Genomic DNA, 16,153 nt, shown 5'->3' on the forward strand with positions numbered 1-16,153 from the left:
GAGAACAGGCCCGGGCGTAGCGCCCAGTTTACCTCTGTTTTATTTGGGTGCACACTATCATCGGCGCAAATTGCATTCTGCCTTGATTTGAACCATATAAAGGAAAATCAATCTTATTATCGCGATCTATAAAGGCAAAATGAATGCGAAAAATAGAGTCTGTGGACGATCTGGATCAGTTCGACCGGCGCATTCTGGAAGTCCTGAGCGAAGACGGCAGAATTCCGGTCACCGAGCTGTCGAAAAAGGTCGGTCTTTCCAAAACGCCATGCCAGGCGCGACTGAAAAGATTGGTCGATGAAGGCTATATTCTGGGCTTTCGCGCGGCGATCGATCCGGAAAAACTGGGCATCGACCACATCGCCTTCACGACCGTCAAACTGTCCGATACGCGCGAGGCGGCGCTCAATGCTTTCAACACTGCCGTTCGCAAGATACGCGAGGTTGAAGAGTGCCACATGATCGCAAGTTCATTCGATTATCTTCTGAAAGTGCGAACGCCCAATATCCGTCGCTACCGTGAAGTGCTGGGCGAAAAGATTTCCAGCCTGCCCAATGTGGCAAGCACATCGACCTTCGTGGTGATGGAATCCGTCAAGGATAACCGGCCGGTGAGAGTCTATCCGGGCGCAATCTAAAAAAATGGCGGGCAATGCCCGCCATTTCCATTTTCCATTGCTGGAACTGATTAGTTCAGGCCGAGCGTGCCGCGCAGCGTGGACAGGTCTTCTGCCAGCGTGGTCACCGGACCGGCAAGCGCCTTGCGGTCGTCTTCCGACAGCTTGTCATAGGTCTCGTAGCCGTCGCCCTTCTTGTACTTGGCAAGAATATCGTCAACGGTCTTGAAGTTGGCTTCAACCTTCTTGATCAGATCAGGATTTTCCTTCTCGATCAGCGGCTTGAACAGCTCGACAATCTTCTGTGCGCCATCGACATTGGCCTTGAAATCCCAAAGGTCGGTGTGGCTGTAACGGTCTTCTTCACCCGAAATCTTGCCTGCGGCCACTTCTTCCATGAGCGCGGCTGCACCACCCACGACCTTCTCAGGCGGAACGGTCAGATCCTTGACGCGCTTCTGGAGTTCCAGAACGTCGGCATAGAGCTTGTCGGCAAAAGAAGCCAGGCCATCGGTCGTGTTCTGTGCGAACAGACCATATTCAAGGCGGTGGAAACCGGTGAAGTCGTCTGACTTCTCGCCATTTTCATGATCGTCAGCGCGGCTGTCGATGGATGCATCGAGATCGGCGAAAAGCTCGGCAATCGGCTCGATCTTCTCATAGGAGACGCGTGAAGACGGATAGAGTTCCTTGGCCTTTGCCAGATCGCCAGCCTTGATCGCATCCGTGAAAGCCTTGGTGTCTTTCACGAGAATGTCGAGGTGCTCCTGCACATAGACCTTATAGTCGGCAATCGGCTGGACGAGATCCAGCGGCGAAACCTCGGCCTTGGCAGCACCGAAGCTGAGCGAGAGCGCGACGGCGCAAGCCGATGCTAGTAATGGCAGACGATACTTCATGTTTAGCCTCTCCATGATGATCGACAGAGCGTTCCGGCCTCAACCGTTCAAAACGCTCTGTCATCTTGTTTGCGCATTTCACCAAACAGCTTGGGGCAGTTGGGAAATGCCTCCACCTCACCCGCGGGCGTTTTGCGGCCCGCTCGCCGCAAGCAATCCACGTGCGTAATAGTCCTGATCGTCCTTCACACCCGGCAGCGCGAAGAAATATCCGCCGCCGATGGGCTTGATATATTCTTCCAGCGGCTCGCCATTGAGGCGGTTCTGGACGGTGATGAAACCTTTTTCGAGATTGGCCTGATAGGCGATGAACAGAAGCCCCATATCGAGCTGACCCGACTTGGTGACGCCGTTCGAATAGTTGAAAGGACGGCGCAGGATCAGGTTCTCATGCGCCATGGCATCGCGCGGATTGGCCAGCCGGATATGTGAATCCATCGGCGTGACCTTGCCTTCATGATCCTTGGCGTAATCCGGCACATCGGCTTCGGTCTTGCCGTCGAACGGCGCGCCGCTATCCTTGCGACGACCGAAAATCGTCTCCTGTTCTTGCAACGGCGTGCGATCCCAGCGCTCCACCATATTGCGGATGATGCGCACCGCGACATAGCTGCCATTGGCAGCCCAATCGGGTTCGTCGCTTTCCTTCTGCACCCAGACGACCTGCTGCATCAGCTTCTTGTCGGACGCATCCGGATTGGCCGAACCATCGCGGAAACCGAGGAAATTGCGTGCGCTTTCCTTGGCTTTCGGCGAATGCGGCGGCTGGACCGGCACAGTGCCTTCCTGCTTCCAGCGCACCATCAGCAAGTCCGGCATGTTCTTCATGATGTCGCGGAGCGCGTGAATATTGGTGTCCGGCGTATTGGAACAGAACTGGATCATCAGATCGCCGTGGCAGATATCTTTCTGCAAGGCGTCGTTGGGAAAGCCGGTCATGCGCTGCAACTGCTGCGGTTTCATCGGCTTCAGACCAAACCGGTCATCGAACAGCGAATGTCCGAGAGCGATCGTCACGGTCAGATTGTCCGGCGTTACAGTCGGGCCAAGAATGCCTGAATCCGATGGCGGAAACTTCGCGTCAAGCTGCTGCGGCTCGCCGCCCTTCATCAGAAAGGCAGCGCGCTCGGTCAAAAGCTTGAACATGCGTTCGAGTTCACTGCGATCTCGCGCCAGAACGTCGAAGGCCGCAACCAGACCGGCCGCCGGACGCGCATTGACAATGCCCGGCTGGTGAACGCCATGGAAAGGCTGGCTTTCGTGAATTTTGTCGCTTTCCGGCGCATTGGTCACGCTGTCGGAAGACAGCGCATGAGCCGGTTGCGGTTTCAACACTCCCGCCACGGCGCCGGCAACGCCGGTTGCCCCGGCGCCAAGCAGCAATGCGCGGCGTGAAGGTGAAACAGGATTATCAGTTTTCAAAAATTTCTTGGTCATTAATCCACTCCCAATTGATCGCGGAGTTTAGAGAATTGGGCGGCAAGCGAAGCTGCGCCGTCCTTGATCTTCGCCTTTTCATCAGACGAGAGATTGTCGTAGGCCTTGAAACCATTGCCTTCGGCATTGGCGCTCAAAAGAGCCTTCACCGCAGCCAGTTCCTTGTCGATGCCTTCAAATGCCTTCGCATCGACCTTGTCCACGATGGGACGCAATACATCAGCCGTCTTGGCCGCACCTTCGATGAGACCGGCAAAGGCTTGCAGGTCGGTATGGGCATAGCGGTCTTCACCCGTATCGCCTGCCGTGGAGGCGAAGCGATCAAGCGCCGATGCGGTGCCTGCGAGCATACGATCCGGCGAAATACGCAGGGCGCGAATACGCTCCTTCAATGCACCGGCATCCTGTGCCAGCTTGTCCGCGACCGGGGCCAGACCTTCCGCTGATTTCTGCTCGAACAGGCCATATTCGATACGATGCAAGCCGCCGAAGGCGGGGTCCTGCTCACGCTTTTCGAAATAATCCGCACGGGCATTGATGGCCGTATCCAGATCGGAGAACGCTTCCGAAACAGGCGCAATGCGGGCATAGGCAGCGCGGGCCGGACCATAGGCGGCCTGCGCGGTTTCCAGATTGCCGCTGGCAACCGCAGCCGACAGATCGCCAGTCGCCTTCTGGAATTCCGCCACTTCGGTTGCGAGATAGATCTGATATTCCGCCAGCGCGCCGATGAAGGCGGTTAGCGGCAGCTTCTTGCCCTTTTCGGCATCGCTTGCGGCGGATGGCGTCACCGTCAGTTTGCCACGCGGATTGGACAGCAGGCCGCAGGTAATCTGATATTCGCCCGGAGCTAGCTTTGCCGTAATGGTCTGTTTGAAACCGGGCGCAATGTTCTCGCGCTCTTCCAGCACCATGACGCCGTCGAGGATTTCCCATTCGACGGTACGGTCAGACTTGTTGATGATCTCGAACACCGAGCGGCCAGCGGGAACGGTCAATTCGTTCGGCTCGCAGCTTTTCGCATTGATCGCCACCTGAATTTTGCCTTCGGCATCCGCATGGCGCGCCTTGTCCGAAACGCGCGAGGCGTAATAGAAGGCTGCGCCCGCCGCCACGAGCAGCAGCACGGCCAGCACCAGTCCGATGCGAACCAGATTGCGGGAAAACGGTTCGGTGGCTTTTGGGTTCGTCATGAAAATCTCGTTGACTAGGCGCTATGCTTGGCCTGCGCACCCTGAACGGGCGCAGACGACGGCATCAGGAAAAGAATGAGGGCTGGAACAAGGAAGGCGACATAGGCCACGACTTCGCTCACGGTCGGCGTGGCGATGTAGCCGAAGATGCCAGCCAGAACCGAACCAAGCGTGCTGTCGAGCGGCAGAACATCGCTCGCATCAAAGACGACCGTCTGGAAATGATTCCACAGACCAGCTTCATGCAGCGCCATCACCGAATTGGCCAGAATACCAGCGGCGATGATCAGGATGAAAACGCCAGTCCAGCGGAAGAAACGGCGCAGATTGAGCCTCAACCCGCCCTTGTAGATGCAATAGCCGACAGCAGCAGCAAGCAACACGCCCAACAAAGCACCAAGCGGTGCCGCTGGTCCTTCGCTTTGCTGGAATGCGGCCAGCAGGAAGAAGACCGACTCTAACCCCTCGCGAGCAACCGCGAAAAACACCATCAGGATAAGGCCGACACCTTTATGCGTCGGCGTTTCGAAAGCCGCATCGATGGAGTGGTGCAGCTCGGCCTTAATCGACCGCGCCGCCTTGCGCATCCAGAACACCATTGAGGTCAGCACGAAAACGGCGATCAATCCGATGGTGGCCTCAAAAAGCTCCTGCGCCTTTTGCGGAAACTCCGCGCTCAGAATTTGCAGGAACGCGCCGACCGTGAGTGACATGGCAAGCGCCAGCAAAATGCCGATCCAGACAACCGGCATCCAGGCGCTGCGTCCCGTCTGATGTAGATAGCTCGCGATGATACCAACGATCAGCGCTGCTTCCACGCCTTCGCGGAACATGATGAGAAACGGTACGAGCATTTCGATCTATCCAAACAGACAAAGAAACCGGCCCGCCCCTTTAATCAGTTCTCGGGCAAGTTCTCGGTCAGCCTAAGCCTTCTTCAATGAGTGCGCTGCGCGACCGGCCGGGCGCACAAAGCACGCACTTAACTTTTCAATCCACGCATCGTGCTTACAAAAAATCGCGCTCGATTTAAGTGCCGACGGTTGGTCACCTTTTATAAGTAGCTCGCGCCCACTGCAAGACAAATGAACATGACTACGATAGGAATGTTTTAGAATTATTCTAATGATTTCATGCGTTTATGGGAGCAAATAAGGCAAGCCTGACAAAATACGGACGTTTGATCCACCCCGACTCATGGGCTATCCTACGGAAAAGATTTTGTATTTTAGCAATCGCAACCTGATCCGAAATGAAACACAACCCATGTTTGCATCGTTAGCCGCGACCATAAACGGGTGAAAAACTTCATAATCTTCCGAAATCGTCAAAAAAAAGCGACTAAGGGGTTGAACAATGGGGCTAACTGATCCATATCGGAGTTACTTACCGCTGTGCCTCCTCCCATTGCGCGCGGTAAGTGTTCCCCTCTGGAGGTTTGCCCAAGTGGCACCTTCATAACTAAGCCGGACTTCTTAGTCCGGCTCTTTTTTTGCCCAGATTTCTGTAGCGCCCAATAAAAAGAAGCTCCACCGAAGTAGAGCTTCCGCATAAAATCAACTTATTTCTGGAATCTACCAGACTCGGTCAGCATGTATGATTTCCATAAGAGTCTATGCAACAACGTTTAGGAGGCGCACCCTCCCACCAACATTGTGCTGCAGCATCAGGCTCATTGGGCGAGACTTCAGCTTGCGATTCAATTGAGGCAAATCCAGTATAAGTAAAAGCGGCCAACGCAATCGAGACAATAAACTTCACAAATTCTCCGTATGATCGATATTCTACATCATTCAACACGTTAAATATATGTGCTAACTCGCACCGCACGCGAAATCCCAAGTTACAATAAAGATATTGCCATTAAAAAAGCGCCGCGTTTCCGCGGCGCTTTTGCATTTTCAATGGCCAGACCGGCAATCAACCATAGGCTGCAACTGGTGGGCAGGAGCAGATGAGGTTTCTGTCGCCACCGACATTGTCCACACGGCTGACTGGCGGCCAGTATTTTGCCGTCGCGTCGAATTCGCCGCCAAGGGCAATCGCCGGGAAAACCGCTTCCTCACGGGTGTAAGGATGCGTCCATTCGCTGGCCAGCGTATCGCCTGCGGTGTGCGGCGCATTGGCGAGTGGATTGTCGTCCTGCGGCCAGACGCCTTCGGCAATCTTCTTCGCTTCGCCTGCAATGGCAATCATCGCATCGCAAAGACGGTCGATTTCCGACTTCGGCTCGGATTCCGTCGGCTCGATCATCAGCGTACCAGCGACCGGCCACGACATGGTCGGCGCATGGAAACCATAGTCGATGAGGCGCTTGGCCACGTCTTCCACGGTCACACCCGCGCTATCTTTCAGAACACGCGTATCCACGATGCACTCATGTGCCACGCGATCATGCGCGCCCGTGTAAAGGATCGGATAAGCGTCCTTCAAACGATGCGCGATATAGTTGGCGTTGAGGATTGCAGCTTCGGTTGCCTTTTTCAGACCCGCGCCACCCATCATGCGGATATACATCCACGTAATGACCAGAATGGACGCGCTGCCGAACGGTGCAGCCGAAACAGCGTGCTTGGAACCGAGGTCGACATGACCCGGCAGATAAGGCACCAGATGCTTTGCAACGCCAATCGGACCGACACCTGGACCACCGCCGCCATGCGGAATGCAGAAGGTCTTGTGCAGGTTCATGTGGCAGACATCGGCGCCGATATCGCAAGGGCGCGCAAGGCCAACAAGCGCATTGAGGTTTGCGCCGTCGAAATAGACCTGACCGCCATTGTCATGCACGATTTCGCAGAAAGCCTTGATGCCTTCTTCGAACACGCCATAGGTCGACGGATAGGTGATCATGAAGGCGGCGAGATTATCGCGATGCTTCTCGGCCTTGGCCTTGAGATCGTCGATATCGATATCGCCATCCGGACGGCAATTGACCACGACAACGCTCATGCCTGCCATCGAGGCGCTGGCCGGATTGGTGCCATGCGCAGACGACGGGATCAGGCAGATGTTGCGATGACCTTCGCCACGCGACTGGTGATAATGACGGATGGCCAAGAGACCGGCATATTCGCCCTGGCTGCCTGCATTTGGCTGCAGCGAAACACCCGCAAAGCCGGTGATTTCGCAAAGCCATGCTTCGACATCAGCCGTCATCTTCGCATAGCCTTCGGTCTGTGCCGCAGGTGCGAAGGGATGCAGATTGGCCACCGTGTTCCAGCTCACCGGCATCATTTCTGCCGCCGCATTGAGCTTCATGGTGCAGGAACCGAGCGGGATCATCGCGCGGTCAAGCGCCAGATCCTTGTCGGCCAGACGACGCAGGAAGCGCATCATCTCGGTTTCGGAACGGTGCGAATGGAATACATCCTGCGTCAGGAAGCCTTCACCGCGCGCGTCGCCCGGAACGAGAACCGCGTCGCCTTCGACAGCCTTCGCGCCGAACAGAACAGCCAGTGCGGCCAGATCGTCTTCGGTCGAGGTTTCATCGAAAGTCACGCCAACTGTGTCAGCATCAACGACGCGCAGCAGACGACCGCCTTTATCGGCTTCGTCGGCGATTTTCGCAGCCTTGCCAGCCACCTTGACCGAAACCGTATCGAACAGGCTGTCACCCGCGATTTCGACGCCAGCAGCCTTGAGGCCAGCGGCGAAGCGGGCAGCAAGACCGGCAATGCGCGTTGCAATTGCCTGCAAGCCTGCCGGACCATGCCAGATGGCATAGGACACCGCCATATTGGCGAGCAGCGCCTGCGCGGTGCAGATGTTCGAGGTCGCCTTGTCGCGACGGATATGCTGTTCGCGGGTCTGGAGCGCCAGACGATAGGCCGCGCGGCCATGCGCATCGACCGACTGGCCGACAATGCGGCCTGGAATGATGCGGGTGAGCGGCTCGGACACGGCGAGATAAGCGGCATGTGGGCCGCCAAAGCCCATCGGCACGCCGTAACGCTGCATGGAACCGACAGCCATGTCCGCACCCCACTTGGCAGGGGCTTCCATGATGGTCAGCGCCAGCGGATCGGCAACGGCGATAACCAGCGCGCCCTTGGCTTTTGCATCGGCAATAACACCGGAGAAGTCGCCATAAACGCCTTTGGTATCCGGCCACGGCACGACGACCGCAGCGGTGTTGTCATCGACCGTGCTGCCAGCTTCAACCAGCCAGCCGAGCGGCTCGGCGCGCGTATTGACGACATCGACGGTCTGCGGATGCAGATCGCCAGCCAGAAGCACGCGGCTGCGCTTGTCGCGATGATGACGGCAGGCAACGCCCACGGCTTCGGCAACAGCCGTCGCTTCATCCAGCAGCGAAGCGCAAGCAACCGGCAAGCCGGTCAGTTCGGCAACCAGCGTCTGGAAGTGGAACAGCAGCTCCAGACGACCCTGGCTGATTTCCGACTGGTACGGCGTATAAGCCGTGTACCAGGCCGGATTTTCAAACAGGTTGCGCTGGATCACCGGCGGCGTGTGCACACCATGATAGCCCGCACCGATGAAGCTCTTCTTCACCACGTTGCGGCCCATGATTTCATTCAGTTCGGCCAGTGCCGCATGTTCGCTCAAGGGCGCTGGCAGATCCAGCGCACGGTTGAGGCGAATGGATGCCGGAACAGCCTGCGTGATGAGGGTTTCCATCGAAGGAAGGCCGAGCGCGGCCAGCATGGCGCGCTCGTCTTCAACTCTTGGCCCGATATGACGGGCAACAAAGGGAAGAACCTGCTGGGTCATCGCTTTATCCTACCAGTGCGTCGTAACCGGCCTTGTCGAGGAGACCGGAAAGCTGGCCTTCATCCGAAAGCTTCAGCTTGAACAGCCAGCCATCGCCTTCGGCAGCCTGATTGATCAGAGCCGGATCGGACGATACGGCTTCGTTGACTTCCACCACTTCGCCGTCAACCGGCGCATAAACGTCGGAAGCGGCCTTGACCGATTCCACAACCACGATGCCCTCGCCCTTGGAGGCGGTGCGACCGACTTCCGGCAGCTCGACGAAAACGAGGTCGCCCAGCTGTTCCTGTGCGTGGATCGTAATGCCGACAGTGGCGACGCCGTTTTCGACGCTGATCCACTCGTGATCTTCGGTGAACAGGATTTTGGCCATGGAAATTATCCTTTGCGATAGCGATGCGGTGTGAAGGGAAGCGCCGAAACGTCAACGGGAACCTTGTTGCCGCGAACGTCAGCGAAAACACGTGTGCCGGGGGTAGCGAGGCTGACCTCGACATAGCCCATAGCAACCGGAAAACCGGCGGAAGGACCGAAACCGCCCGATGTGACCGTGCCGATCTGGCGGCCGCTTTCATCGAACAGGTCTGCGCCGCCGCGTACCGGCTGGCGACCTTCCGGCTTGAGGCCGACGCGCTTGGCGCTCGCACCCTTGGCAATAGTATCAAGCACTGGCTTGGCGCCGTTGAAGGCAGCCTTCTCGCGTACAGGCTTGGTGATGGCCCAGGTCAGACCAGCGGAAACCGGGTCGGTTTCCGGCGTAATGTCCTGACCGTGCAGGCAAAGTCCGGCTTCAAGGCGTAAGCTGTCGCGGGCGGCAAGACCGATCCACGCAACGCGCTCGTCGGCGAGAAGCTTGGTTGCCAGCGCACGCGCCTCATCAGCAGGCAGACCGATTTCAAAACCGTCTTCGCCAGTATAGCCCGAGCGGGTCATGAACCAGCCCTGCTTGGGTTCAAAGCCGCTCATGAAGGCTAGATCGGCAGCGCCGGCCAGACCGGCATCGACGATAACGCTTTCGGCTTCCGGGCCCTGAATGGCAAGGAATACGCGGTCGAGCGGATTGACCGTAACCTGCTTGCCGGATGCGGCTTCATTCAGATGCTCAATGTCGGCATCGGCATTGCCTGCATTGGCGACGACCATGAAGCGGTCTTCGCCAAGGCGCGTGACGATGAGATCGTCGAGAATGCCGCCCTTGTCATTGAGGAAGAACGTATATTTCGACTGGCCGGTTTTCAGCACCGTCGGATCGAGCGGGCAGGTTTCCGCCAGAAGTGCCGCAGCATCGCTGCCGGAGACTTCGACCAGCTTCATGTGGGAAATGTCAAAAAGGCCCGCATGGTCACGCGTATGAAGATGCTCCTTCATAACGCCCAGCGGATAGGTGATCGGCATGTTCCAGCCTGCAAAGCCGCCGAAGCGCGCGCCAGCCTGTTCATGCAAATCCTGCAAAGGCAGGGTATTCAAATGTGCGGTATCGCCCATAACAACTCCAGAGTCGCACGTGTGCCTTCCGCAAAATGCGGTAGCTTCGTGCCCCTCTGTCTCAGGCCTGAGAGACTCGCATAGCAAAGCGCTATACTTACACCTTCGGCGCGGAGTTTCCCCCGACTTTCCAGAGTTGTCTTACCCGTCTGCGGTTCCTTGTACCTGAGAGATTTCGGGCGATTTCCCCTTCGGCGGCCAATTGGCGCTCTCCCGCAGACAGACAGTGAAAAAGCATTTGTAAAACGCATGCTTCGGCACCCGACACAAATCCCTTAGCTCAATCCGCTTTGGGAGTCATGTAGAATTGTGGTCTTCAACCGACAAATTCCAGAACTTTTGCGACAAAACTTGAGCCGCTTCGCCAGCCACCCGAGGATTGGCCGTCATGCATGTATAAATCGGAGATTTTCACTAGCCATACGGAAAATGATAGCGACGGATGCCGTTGAGAATCCAAAAAACGGTGATTTGGCCATGGAGAACGACAATTGTGATAACATAATGACCGATCTGCGTAAAAAACATGCAATCTCCAAGCTTAATTGCACATCAGCTATGCAAATCTGGCTCTCCTTTTTCAGAACGCACAAGCCTATAAGCTGTTTGCAACACAGAGAGATAGATTTTACTAGGTGAGAGAAATGAACCTGATCCGCTCGTACAACAACTGGCGCCGTTACCGTACAACCGTAAACGAACTGAGCCGCCTGAGCCCACGTGAACTGAACGACCTCGGCATCCTGCCATCGGAAATTCCGTTCGTCGCACGCAAGGCTGCTGCTCGCTAATCAGCGGGAAAAGCGCCACCAGAAGGCACCAGCCTTCTTTCAGGATCGCGACCTTCTAACCACGCGGTCCTTATGGTTTCCAGAGCATTCAATCGCTCAAACAAGTTATCGCCGGGGTTTCCTCCTCCCATTTTTCCCTGGCGATCAAAGACCGGACGTCCTCCTCCCCCCATTGTCCGGTCTTCCCCATAAGCACCCGTCGCTCCTCCCGCGACGGGTGTTTTTGTTTGTACGGACCGCTTGGATAGCCGGTCAGCCTTCCTGCGAGGCAAGCGTCGTCGCCGTTCCCCGATCCAGTAACATCGAAATTCCGAAGACAACCAAACCGGCAAGAGCCAACAGCGCGCCGACCGTACCGGTCGATGTCCAGCCATAGCCCCATGCAATTGCCAAACCGCCGAGCCATGCGCCGAGTGCATTGGCCAGATTGAGCGCTGAATGGTTGAGCGCCGCTGCAAGCGTCTGTGCATCGGCGGCCACGTCCATCAGACGGGTTTGTAGTGCAGGCACCAGCGCAAAGCCGCCGCCGACCAGAAGCACATTGAGAAAAGCAGTGAGCGGATGCTGCATCAACAGCGGGAATGCCAGCATCACCGCCATGTCGTAAAGCAGCACGATCCCGACGGTTCCCATGACGGATCGGTCAGTCAGCCTGGAGCCGACAATATTGCCCAGCACCATGCCGAGACCAAACATGACGAAGACCAGCGGCATCCATTTCACATCGATATGCGAAACTTCCGTCACGGTGGCGGCGACATAAGAAAAGACGGAGAACAGCCCGCCGGTGCCGATAGCCCCAATGGCAAGCGTAAGCAGCACCTGCCTGCGGCGCAGCGCACCCAGTTCACGCAGCGGCGACGCGCCTTCAGCAGCGGGCAGCTTGGGCACATAAAGCGTCACCATCACCATGGTCAGAATGGCAATCAGGCCGACAGAGCCGAACATGGCGCGCCAACCAGCCACCTGCCCCAGCCATGTCGCCAGCGGCGTACCGCACAGCGTGGCAATTGTCAGACCCATCATCACACGCCCTACCGCCTGCGCGCGCTTGCCCGGCTCGGCCAGCGATGCGGCAACCAGCGATGCAACGCCGAAATAAGCGCCATGCGGAAAACCTGCGATGAAGCGCATCATATAAAGACTGGAATAGTCCTGCATGAAAGCGCTGGCGAGATTGCCGAAGGCAAACAGGCCCATGAGCAGGAAAAGCAGCTTGCGCCGGTCGAGCTTCGCACCAATGACCGCCAGAACCGGCGCGCCGATCAGCACACCCAGCGCATAGGAACTGATGAGATGGCCGCCCTGCGGGATCGATACATTGAGATCGCGGGCAATATCCGGCAAAAGCGCCATGATGGCGAATTCACCGGTGCCGATGCCGAAACCACCAATGGCAAGCGCGAGTTCCGCCATACGCTCGGACGAGCGCGGCGAAGGTTCCCGCATCGCAGCGGAAGACTGAAATTCTGACATGAATAGGCCTGAAGGGAGTGGAGGATGCTGTGCAAACCTACCACCCATTTCAGGCAAAGGCGATACGCCTTCTTGTCACGCGTAAAGAATCAGAGCGCGGCGACGACTTCGATTTCGACCTTGAATTCCTCGCGGGTGAAGCCGGAAACGATCATCAATGTCGACGCTGGCGCTGGCTGCGGAAACAGCCGGTCGCGCACGTCCATATAAGGACGCATATGCGCACGGTCTGTCACATAGGCGTTGATGCGCACGACATTGGAAAGCTCCATGCCGCCATCGCGCAGGATGCGGCGGATATTCTCGAAGCAAAGCTCTGCCTGCGCGCCCGCATCTTCCGGCACGCTTCCGTCCGGCGCAATGCCAAGCTGGCCCGAGCAGAACACCAGTTCGGCACCGGCTTTCACCTTCACGCCGTGGCTATAGGCCGCGAAAGGCGCGGCCATGTCGGCGGGCAGCAAATGTTGCAAAGTGCTCATCGAATAATCCTTATGATTTAGGCGCGCTGGCCAGAAGTTCCTTCAAACGCGGCGCACCCGCCGCAATATCGGCTTCCGTGGGATTGATACCGGCAGCCAGCAGACGACGGGCGATCATGTGATCCGCCGGACGATTGATGGAATCGACCGCAACCAGCCTGTCACCGGCAAAATGGAAAACCGAAAAGGCATTATCGTCGGGATTGCCCGACAGAATATGACGGTCGGCTTCAAACGACAGGCCTGCCGTCTGAAGCTTCATGTCGCCCTGATCGGACCAGAACCAAGCCACTTCGCGGAACGGCGTGGCGCGACCGACAATGCTGCGGGCCACATGCTTGGCCTGATCGGTCGCATTCTGCACCGATTCCAGCCGCACACGACGACCGGCATGGAAATGATCGTAGCTCACACAATCGCCGATGGCGTAAACATGGTCCGCAGATGTGCGCATATGGTCGTTCACGACAATGCCATTGTCGATAACCAGTCCCGCGGCAGCGGCAAGTTCCACATTCGGCAGCGCGCCTGTGCCGATCACCACAATATCCGCCGGGAAAACGGTCCCATCGCTGGTCCTCACGCCCGTTACACGACCGTTTTCGCCCTCAATTGCCATCACGCCAAGCCCGGTATGCAGCGTGATACCGGCGGCGCGGCTGCGCGTTTCGACATGTGCGGAGATTTGCGTCGCGACCGAGCGGCCGAGAACACGCGGTGCTGCTTCGATCAGCACGGTGTTTTTGCCGAGCGCCAGCGCGCTATGCGCCATTTCAAGCCCGATAAATCCGCCGCCGATGATCACAACATTGCTGATCGTCGGCATCAGATCGGCAATGCGGCGCGCATCTTCCATCCGGCGCAGCGTGACCACGCCGTCAAGATCGATGCCCGGCATATCGGGAATGCGCGCGCGGGCACCCGTTGCAAAGACCAGATCGGACCAGTTCAGCACGCGGCCGTCATCAAGGGTCACCGTGCGCCCGGTCAGCGACACGCCCTCGACCCGATGCCCAAACAGCATCTCGATATTGTTGTCGCGATAGGCGCTTTCCGGACGCAGCACCAGGCCGCCATGTTCCGGCGCTTTGAGATAAGACTTGGAAAGCGGCGGCTTATGATAGGGAATATCCGCCTCATCGTTGATGAGGACAATGTCTCCGGCGTAGCCTTCCTGACGAAGGCTGATTGCGGCCTGCGAGCCCGCATGGCCCGCGCCTATAATAATGCATCTCTCGTCCATAGGACCTCCGGAAATTTCCGCGCATCATAGTCATGTGCTGGTCTGTCGCGTGGCGCATCTACCACGGATTCACATCTTAATTACACGCCGCCCGCGATTTTTAAACATTTAGTTTGACCAATCGGTCAGATTGTTTAGTAAGGTTCCTGCTTCAATACGCCAAACAAACTTGGAGCGCCGCCTTGAAACGATATTGGTCCGATTACACCAGCGAGGCGTTTTCGCGTCTCGAGCGCGACAAGCTCGTGGCGGTGTTGCCCGTTGGCGCAATCGAGCAGCACGGACCGCATCTGCCGATGTGTGTGGATGCCGCCGTCGCCGACGGCATGGTGGCGGAGCTGATCAAGCGGTTGCCCGACACAAGCAATGTTCTGTTCCTGCCGACACAGGCCATCGCCAAGAGCAATGAACACAAGCGCTATCCCGGTACGCTGACATTTTCAGTCGAGACGGTCATCCGCATGTGGTGCGAGATCGGCGCCTGTGTAGCGGCAAGCGGCGTACGCAAGATGGTGCTGTTCAACAGCCATGGCGGCAATATTCCGGTGATGGACATTGTTGCCCGCGAATTGCGCGTGCAGCATAATATGATGGTCTTCTGCCTCAACTGGTTCGGCCTTGGCATGCCCGATGGCGTTTACAGCGAGCACGACCTGAAGCATGGCATTCATGCTGGCGACATGGAAACATCGGTGATGCTGGAAATGCATCCCGATCTGGTGGTCATGGAAAAGGCGCAGGATTTCCGCGCGCTGACTGAAGTTTTTGCCGACGACTACAAGCATATCAGCCTCGGCGGCGGCGCCAAGCCCGCATGGCAGATGCAGGACATCAACGCCTATGGCGCAGCGGGCAATGCATCGATTGCAACCGCCGAAAAAGGCCGCAAGACCATTAATTTCGCCGCCGACCGGCTGATTGAAGCGCTGGGCGAGATTGAGCGCGCGCCGCTCTCCTGGCTCAATAACCAACCTGCCTGGTAAGGACGATGAGCGTGGCCCCCAACTCGCAGAACCAGTCACCACTGATCGACATCAACGGTTGCTACAAGCAGTACGGCACCGGCGTCATGGCCGTGAACGACATGTCGCTCAAGATCGAGCAAGGCCAGTTTGTCAGCTTTCTTGGGCCTTCGGGCTGCGGCAAGAGCACGGCTCTGCGCATGATCGCCGGACTGGAATCGGTTTCGGCGGGCGAAATTCGCGTCAATGGCCACGCTCCGGGCAAGGGCCCTTCAGGCGCGCAGGACATCGGCTTCGTTTTTCAGGAGCCGACGCTGATGCCTTGGGCCAGCGTCTACGACAATGTTTATCTGCCGCTGCGGCTTTCCGGTGTTTCGCGCAAGGAAGCCAAGCCCCGCATTGAAGAAGTGCTGACGCAGGTTGGCCTGTCTCGCTTTGCCAATGCTTTTCCGCGTGAGCTATCGGGCGGCATGAAAATGCGCGTTTCTATTGCGCGCGCTCTGGTCACGCGCCCACGCCTGCTTTTGATGGACGAGCCCTTTGCAGCGCTCGACGAGATGACACGCTTCAAGCTCAATAATGATGTGCTGCGCCTTTGGCAGGAGCACGGGCTGACTGTGATCTTCGTGACCCACAGCGTTTACGAGTCGGTCTATCTCTCCAACCGCGTGATCGTGATGGCGGCGCGTCCGGGCCGTGTCGTGTCCGATATTCCCATCATCGGCACTTATCCGCGGGCTGAAAACTACCGCACCACGGATTCTTACGCGAAATATTGCGCCAAGGTTTCCGATACGCTGACCGCGACGCTTTCCTCTGAAGATATCGATCACTGAG

At 57.4% G+C, this 16,153-nt stretch carries 14 protein-coding genes and 1 riboswitch; of the genes, 4 read left to right on the forward strand and 10 right to left on the reverse strand.

All coding sequences use genetic code 11. The features are described 5' to 3' along the window. The first annotated feature begins 143 nt into the window (after positions 1-143). Positions 144-638 carry an Lrp/AsnC family transcriptional regulator gene (locus tag ACTJKP_RS11630; protein WP_078336797.1) on the forward strand — a complete coding sequence of 165 codons (495 nt, stop codon included), beginning with the start codon at positions 144-146 and terminating at the stop codon, positions 636-638. A gap of 50 nt (positions 639-688) precedes the next feature. Here the strand turns inward: ACTJKP_RS11630 and efeO (ACTJKP_RS11635) are convergent, their stop codons facing one another. The 7 genes from efeO (ACTJKP_RS11635) to gcvT form a co-directional block, all read right to left on the reverse strand. After that, positions 689-1,516, reverse strand: coding sequence for an iron uptake system protein EfeO (gene efeO / locus ACTJKP_RS11635; protein ID WP_440630764.1), 828 nt, complete (start codon positions 1,514-1,516; stop codon positions 689-691). A 117-nt stretch (positions 1,517-1,633) separates the two neighbouring features. Then, a complete protein-coding gene (gene efeB, locus ACTJKP_RS11640; RefSeq protein ID WP_440630765.1) occupies positions 1,634-2,953 on the reverse strand; it encodes an iron uptake transporter deferrochelatase/peroxidase subunit in 1,320 nt (439 codons plus the stop codon). After that, a complete protein-coding gene (gene efeO, locus ACTJKP_RS11645) occupies positions 2,953-4,146 on the reverse strand; it encodes an iron uptake system protein EfeO (RefSeq protein WP_440630766.1) in 1,194 nt (397 codons plus the stop codon). The genes efeB and efeO (ACTJKP_RS11645) overlap by 1 nt, the downstream gene beginning before the upstream one ends. Positions 4,147-4,160: 14 nt before the next feature. Continuing rightward, positions 4,161-5,000 carry an iron uptake transporter permease EfeU gene (efeU, locus tag ACTJKP_RS11650; RefSeq protein ID WP_440630768.1) on the reverse strand — a complete coding sequence of 280 codons (840 nt, stop codon included), beginning with the start codon at positions 4,998-5,000 and terminating at the stop codon, positions 4,161-4,163. Positions 5,001-6,066: 1,066 nt separating this feature from the next. Next, complete coding sequence (gene gcvP / locus ACTJKP_RS11655) at positions 6,067-8,880, reverse strand: aminomethyl-transferring glycine dehydrogenase (RefSeq protein WP_440630769.1); 2,814 nt, start codon at positions 8,878-8,880, stop codon at positions 6,067-6,069. Between the two features lie 4 nt (positions 8,881-8,884). After that, the gene (gcvH, locus tag ACTJKP_RS11660) at positions 8,885-9,253 is read right to left on the reverse strand and encodes a glycine cleavage system protein GcvH (protein WP_078336790.1); all 369 of its coding nucleotides are present in this window, start codon (positions 9,251-9,253) and stop codon (positions 8,885-8,887) included. 5 nt (positions 9,254-9,258) lie between these two features. Then, the gene (gene gcvT, locus ACTJKP_RS11665) at positions 9,259-10,365 is read right to left on the reverse strand and encodes a glycine cleavage system aminomethyltransferase GcvT (protein ID WP_440630770.1); all 1,107 of its coding nucleotides are present in this window, start codon (positions 10,363-10,365) and stop codon (positions 9,259-9,261) included. Positions 10,366-10,507: 142 nt separating this feature from the next. After that, positions 10,508-10,591, reverse strand: a riboswitch (glycine riboswitch). A 418-nt stretch (positions 10,592-11,009) separates the two neighbouring features. On the opposite strand from gcvT, the gene ACTJKP_RS11670 reads away from it, so the two are divergent. Then, positions 11,010-11,156 (forward strand): DUF1127 domain-containing protein, encoded by a 147-nt coding sequence (locus tag ACTJKP_RS11670; RefSeq protein ID WP_078336788.1) that lies wholly within the window; start codon positions 11,010-11,012, stop codon positions 11,154-11,156. 252 nt (positions 11,157-11,408) lie between these two features. Here the strand turns inward: ACTJKP_RS11670 and ACTJKP_RS11675 are convergent, their stop codons facing one another. From ACTJKP_RS11675 to ACTJKP_RS11685, 3 genes are all read right to left on the reverse strand, one after another. Continuing rightward, complete coding sequence (locus tag ACTJKP_RS11675) at positions 11,409-12,632, reverse strand: MFS transporter (RefSeq protein ID WP_440630771.1); 1,224 nt, start codon at positions 12,630-12,632, stop codon at positions 11,409-11,411. 89 nt (positions 12,633-12,721) lie between these two features. After that, the gene (locus ACTJKP_RS11680) at positions 12,722-13,111 is read right to left on the reverse strand and encodes a RidA family protein (protein ID WP_440630772.1); all 390 of its coding nucleotides are present in this window, start codon (positions 13,109-13,111) and stop codon (positions 12,722-12,724) included. A 10-nt stretch (positions 13,112-13,121) separates the two neighbouring features. Then, positions 13,122-14,354, reverse strand: a complete 1,233-nt coding sequence (locus ACTJKP_RS11685; RefSeq protein ID WP_440630773.1) for an NAD(P)/FAD-dependent oxidoreductase — start codon at positions 14,352-14,354, stop codon at positions 13,122-13,124. 182 nt (positions 14,355-14,536) lie between these two features. Here ACTJKP_RS11685 and ACTJKP_RS11690 point away from each other — a divergent pair, with 182 nt between their 5' ends. Both ACTJKP_RS11690 and ACTJKP_RS11695 read left to right on the forward strand, forming a co-directional pair. Further along, complete coding sequence (locus tag ACTJKP_RS11690) at positions 14,537-15,337, forward strand: creatininase family protein (protein ID WP_440630774.1); 801 nt, start codon at positions 14,537-14,539, stop codon at positions 15,335-15,337. Positions 15,338-15,342: 5 nt separating this feature from the next. Further along, positions 15,343-16,152 (forward strand): ABC transporter ATP-binding protein, encoded by an 810-nt coding sequence (locus ACTJKP_RS11695; protein ID WP_440630775.1) that lies wholly within the window; start codon positions 15,343-15,345, stop codon positions 16,150-16,152. The last annotated feature ends 1 nt before the right edge of the window (position 16,153 follow it).

The sequence above is a fragment of the Brucella sp. 22210 genome (assembly GCF_052045675.1).
Classification (GTDB): domain Bacteria; phylum Pseudomonadota; class Alphaproteobacteria; order Rhizobiales; family Rhizobiaceae; genus Brucella.

Excerpts from the sequence above, each read along its gene's own strand:
- gcvT (WP_440630770.1), bottom strand. The coding sequence starts at position 10,365 with ATGGGCGATACCGCACATTTGAATACCCTGCCTTTGCAGGATTTGCAT.
- ACTJKP_RS11685 (WP_440630773.1), bottom strand. The coding sequence starts at position 14,354 with ATGGACGAGAGATGCATTATTATAGGCGCGGGCCATGCGGGCTCGCAG.
- ACTJKP_RS11630 (WP_078336797.1), top strand. The coding sequence starts at position 144 with ATGCGAAAAATAGAGTCTGTGGACGATCTGGATCAGTTCGACCGGCGC.
- gcvP (WP_440630769.1), bottom strand. The coding sequence starts at position 8,880 with ATGACCCAGCAGGTTCTTCCCTTTGTTGCCCGTCATATCGGGCCAAGA.
- ACTJKP_RS11695 (WP_440630775.1), top strand. The coding sequence starts at position 15,343 with ATGAGCGTGGCCCCCAACTCGCAGAACCAGTCACCACTGATCGACATC.
- efeB (WP_440630765.1), bottom strand. The coding sequence starts at position 2,953 with ATGACCAAGAAATTTTTGAAAACTGATAATCCTGTTTCACCTTCACGC.
- gcvH (WP_078336790.1), bottom strand. The coding sequence starts at position 9,253 with ATGGCCAAAATCCTGTTCACCGAAGATCACGAGTGGATCAGCGTCGAA.
- efeU (WP_440630768.1), bottom strand. The coding sequence starts at position 5,000 with ATGCTCGTACCGTTTCTCATCATGTTCCGCGAAGGCGTGGAAGCAGCG.
- ACTJKP_RS11680 (WP_440630772.1), bottom strand. The coding sequence starts at position 13,111 with ATGAGCACTTTGCAACATTTGCTGCCCGCCGACATGGCCGCGCCTTTC.
- ACTJKP_RS11675 (WP_440630771.1), bottom strand. The coding sequence starts at position 12,632 with ATGTCAGAATTTCAGTCTTCCGCTGCGATGCGGGAACCTTCGCCGCGC.
- ACTJKP_RS11670 (WP_078336788.1), top strand. The coding sequence starts at position 11,010 with ATGAACCTGATCCGCTCGTACAACAACTGGCGCCGTTACCGTACAACC.
- efeO (WP_440630766.1), bottom strand. The coding sequence starts at position 4,146 with ATGACGAACCCAAAAGCCACCGAACCGTTTTCCCGCAATCTGGTTCGC.
- efeO (WP_440630764.1), bottom strand. The coding sequence starts at position 1,516 with ATGAAGTATCGTCTGCCATTACTAGCATCGGCTTGCGCCGTCGCGCTC.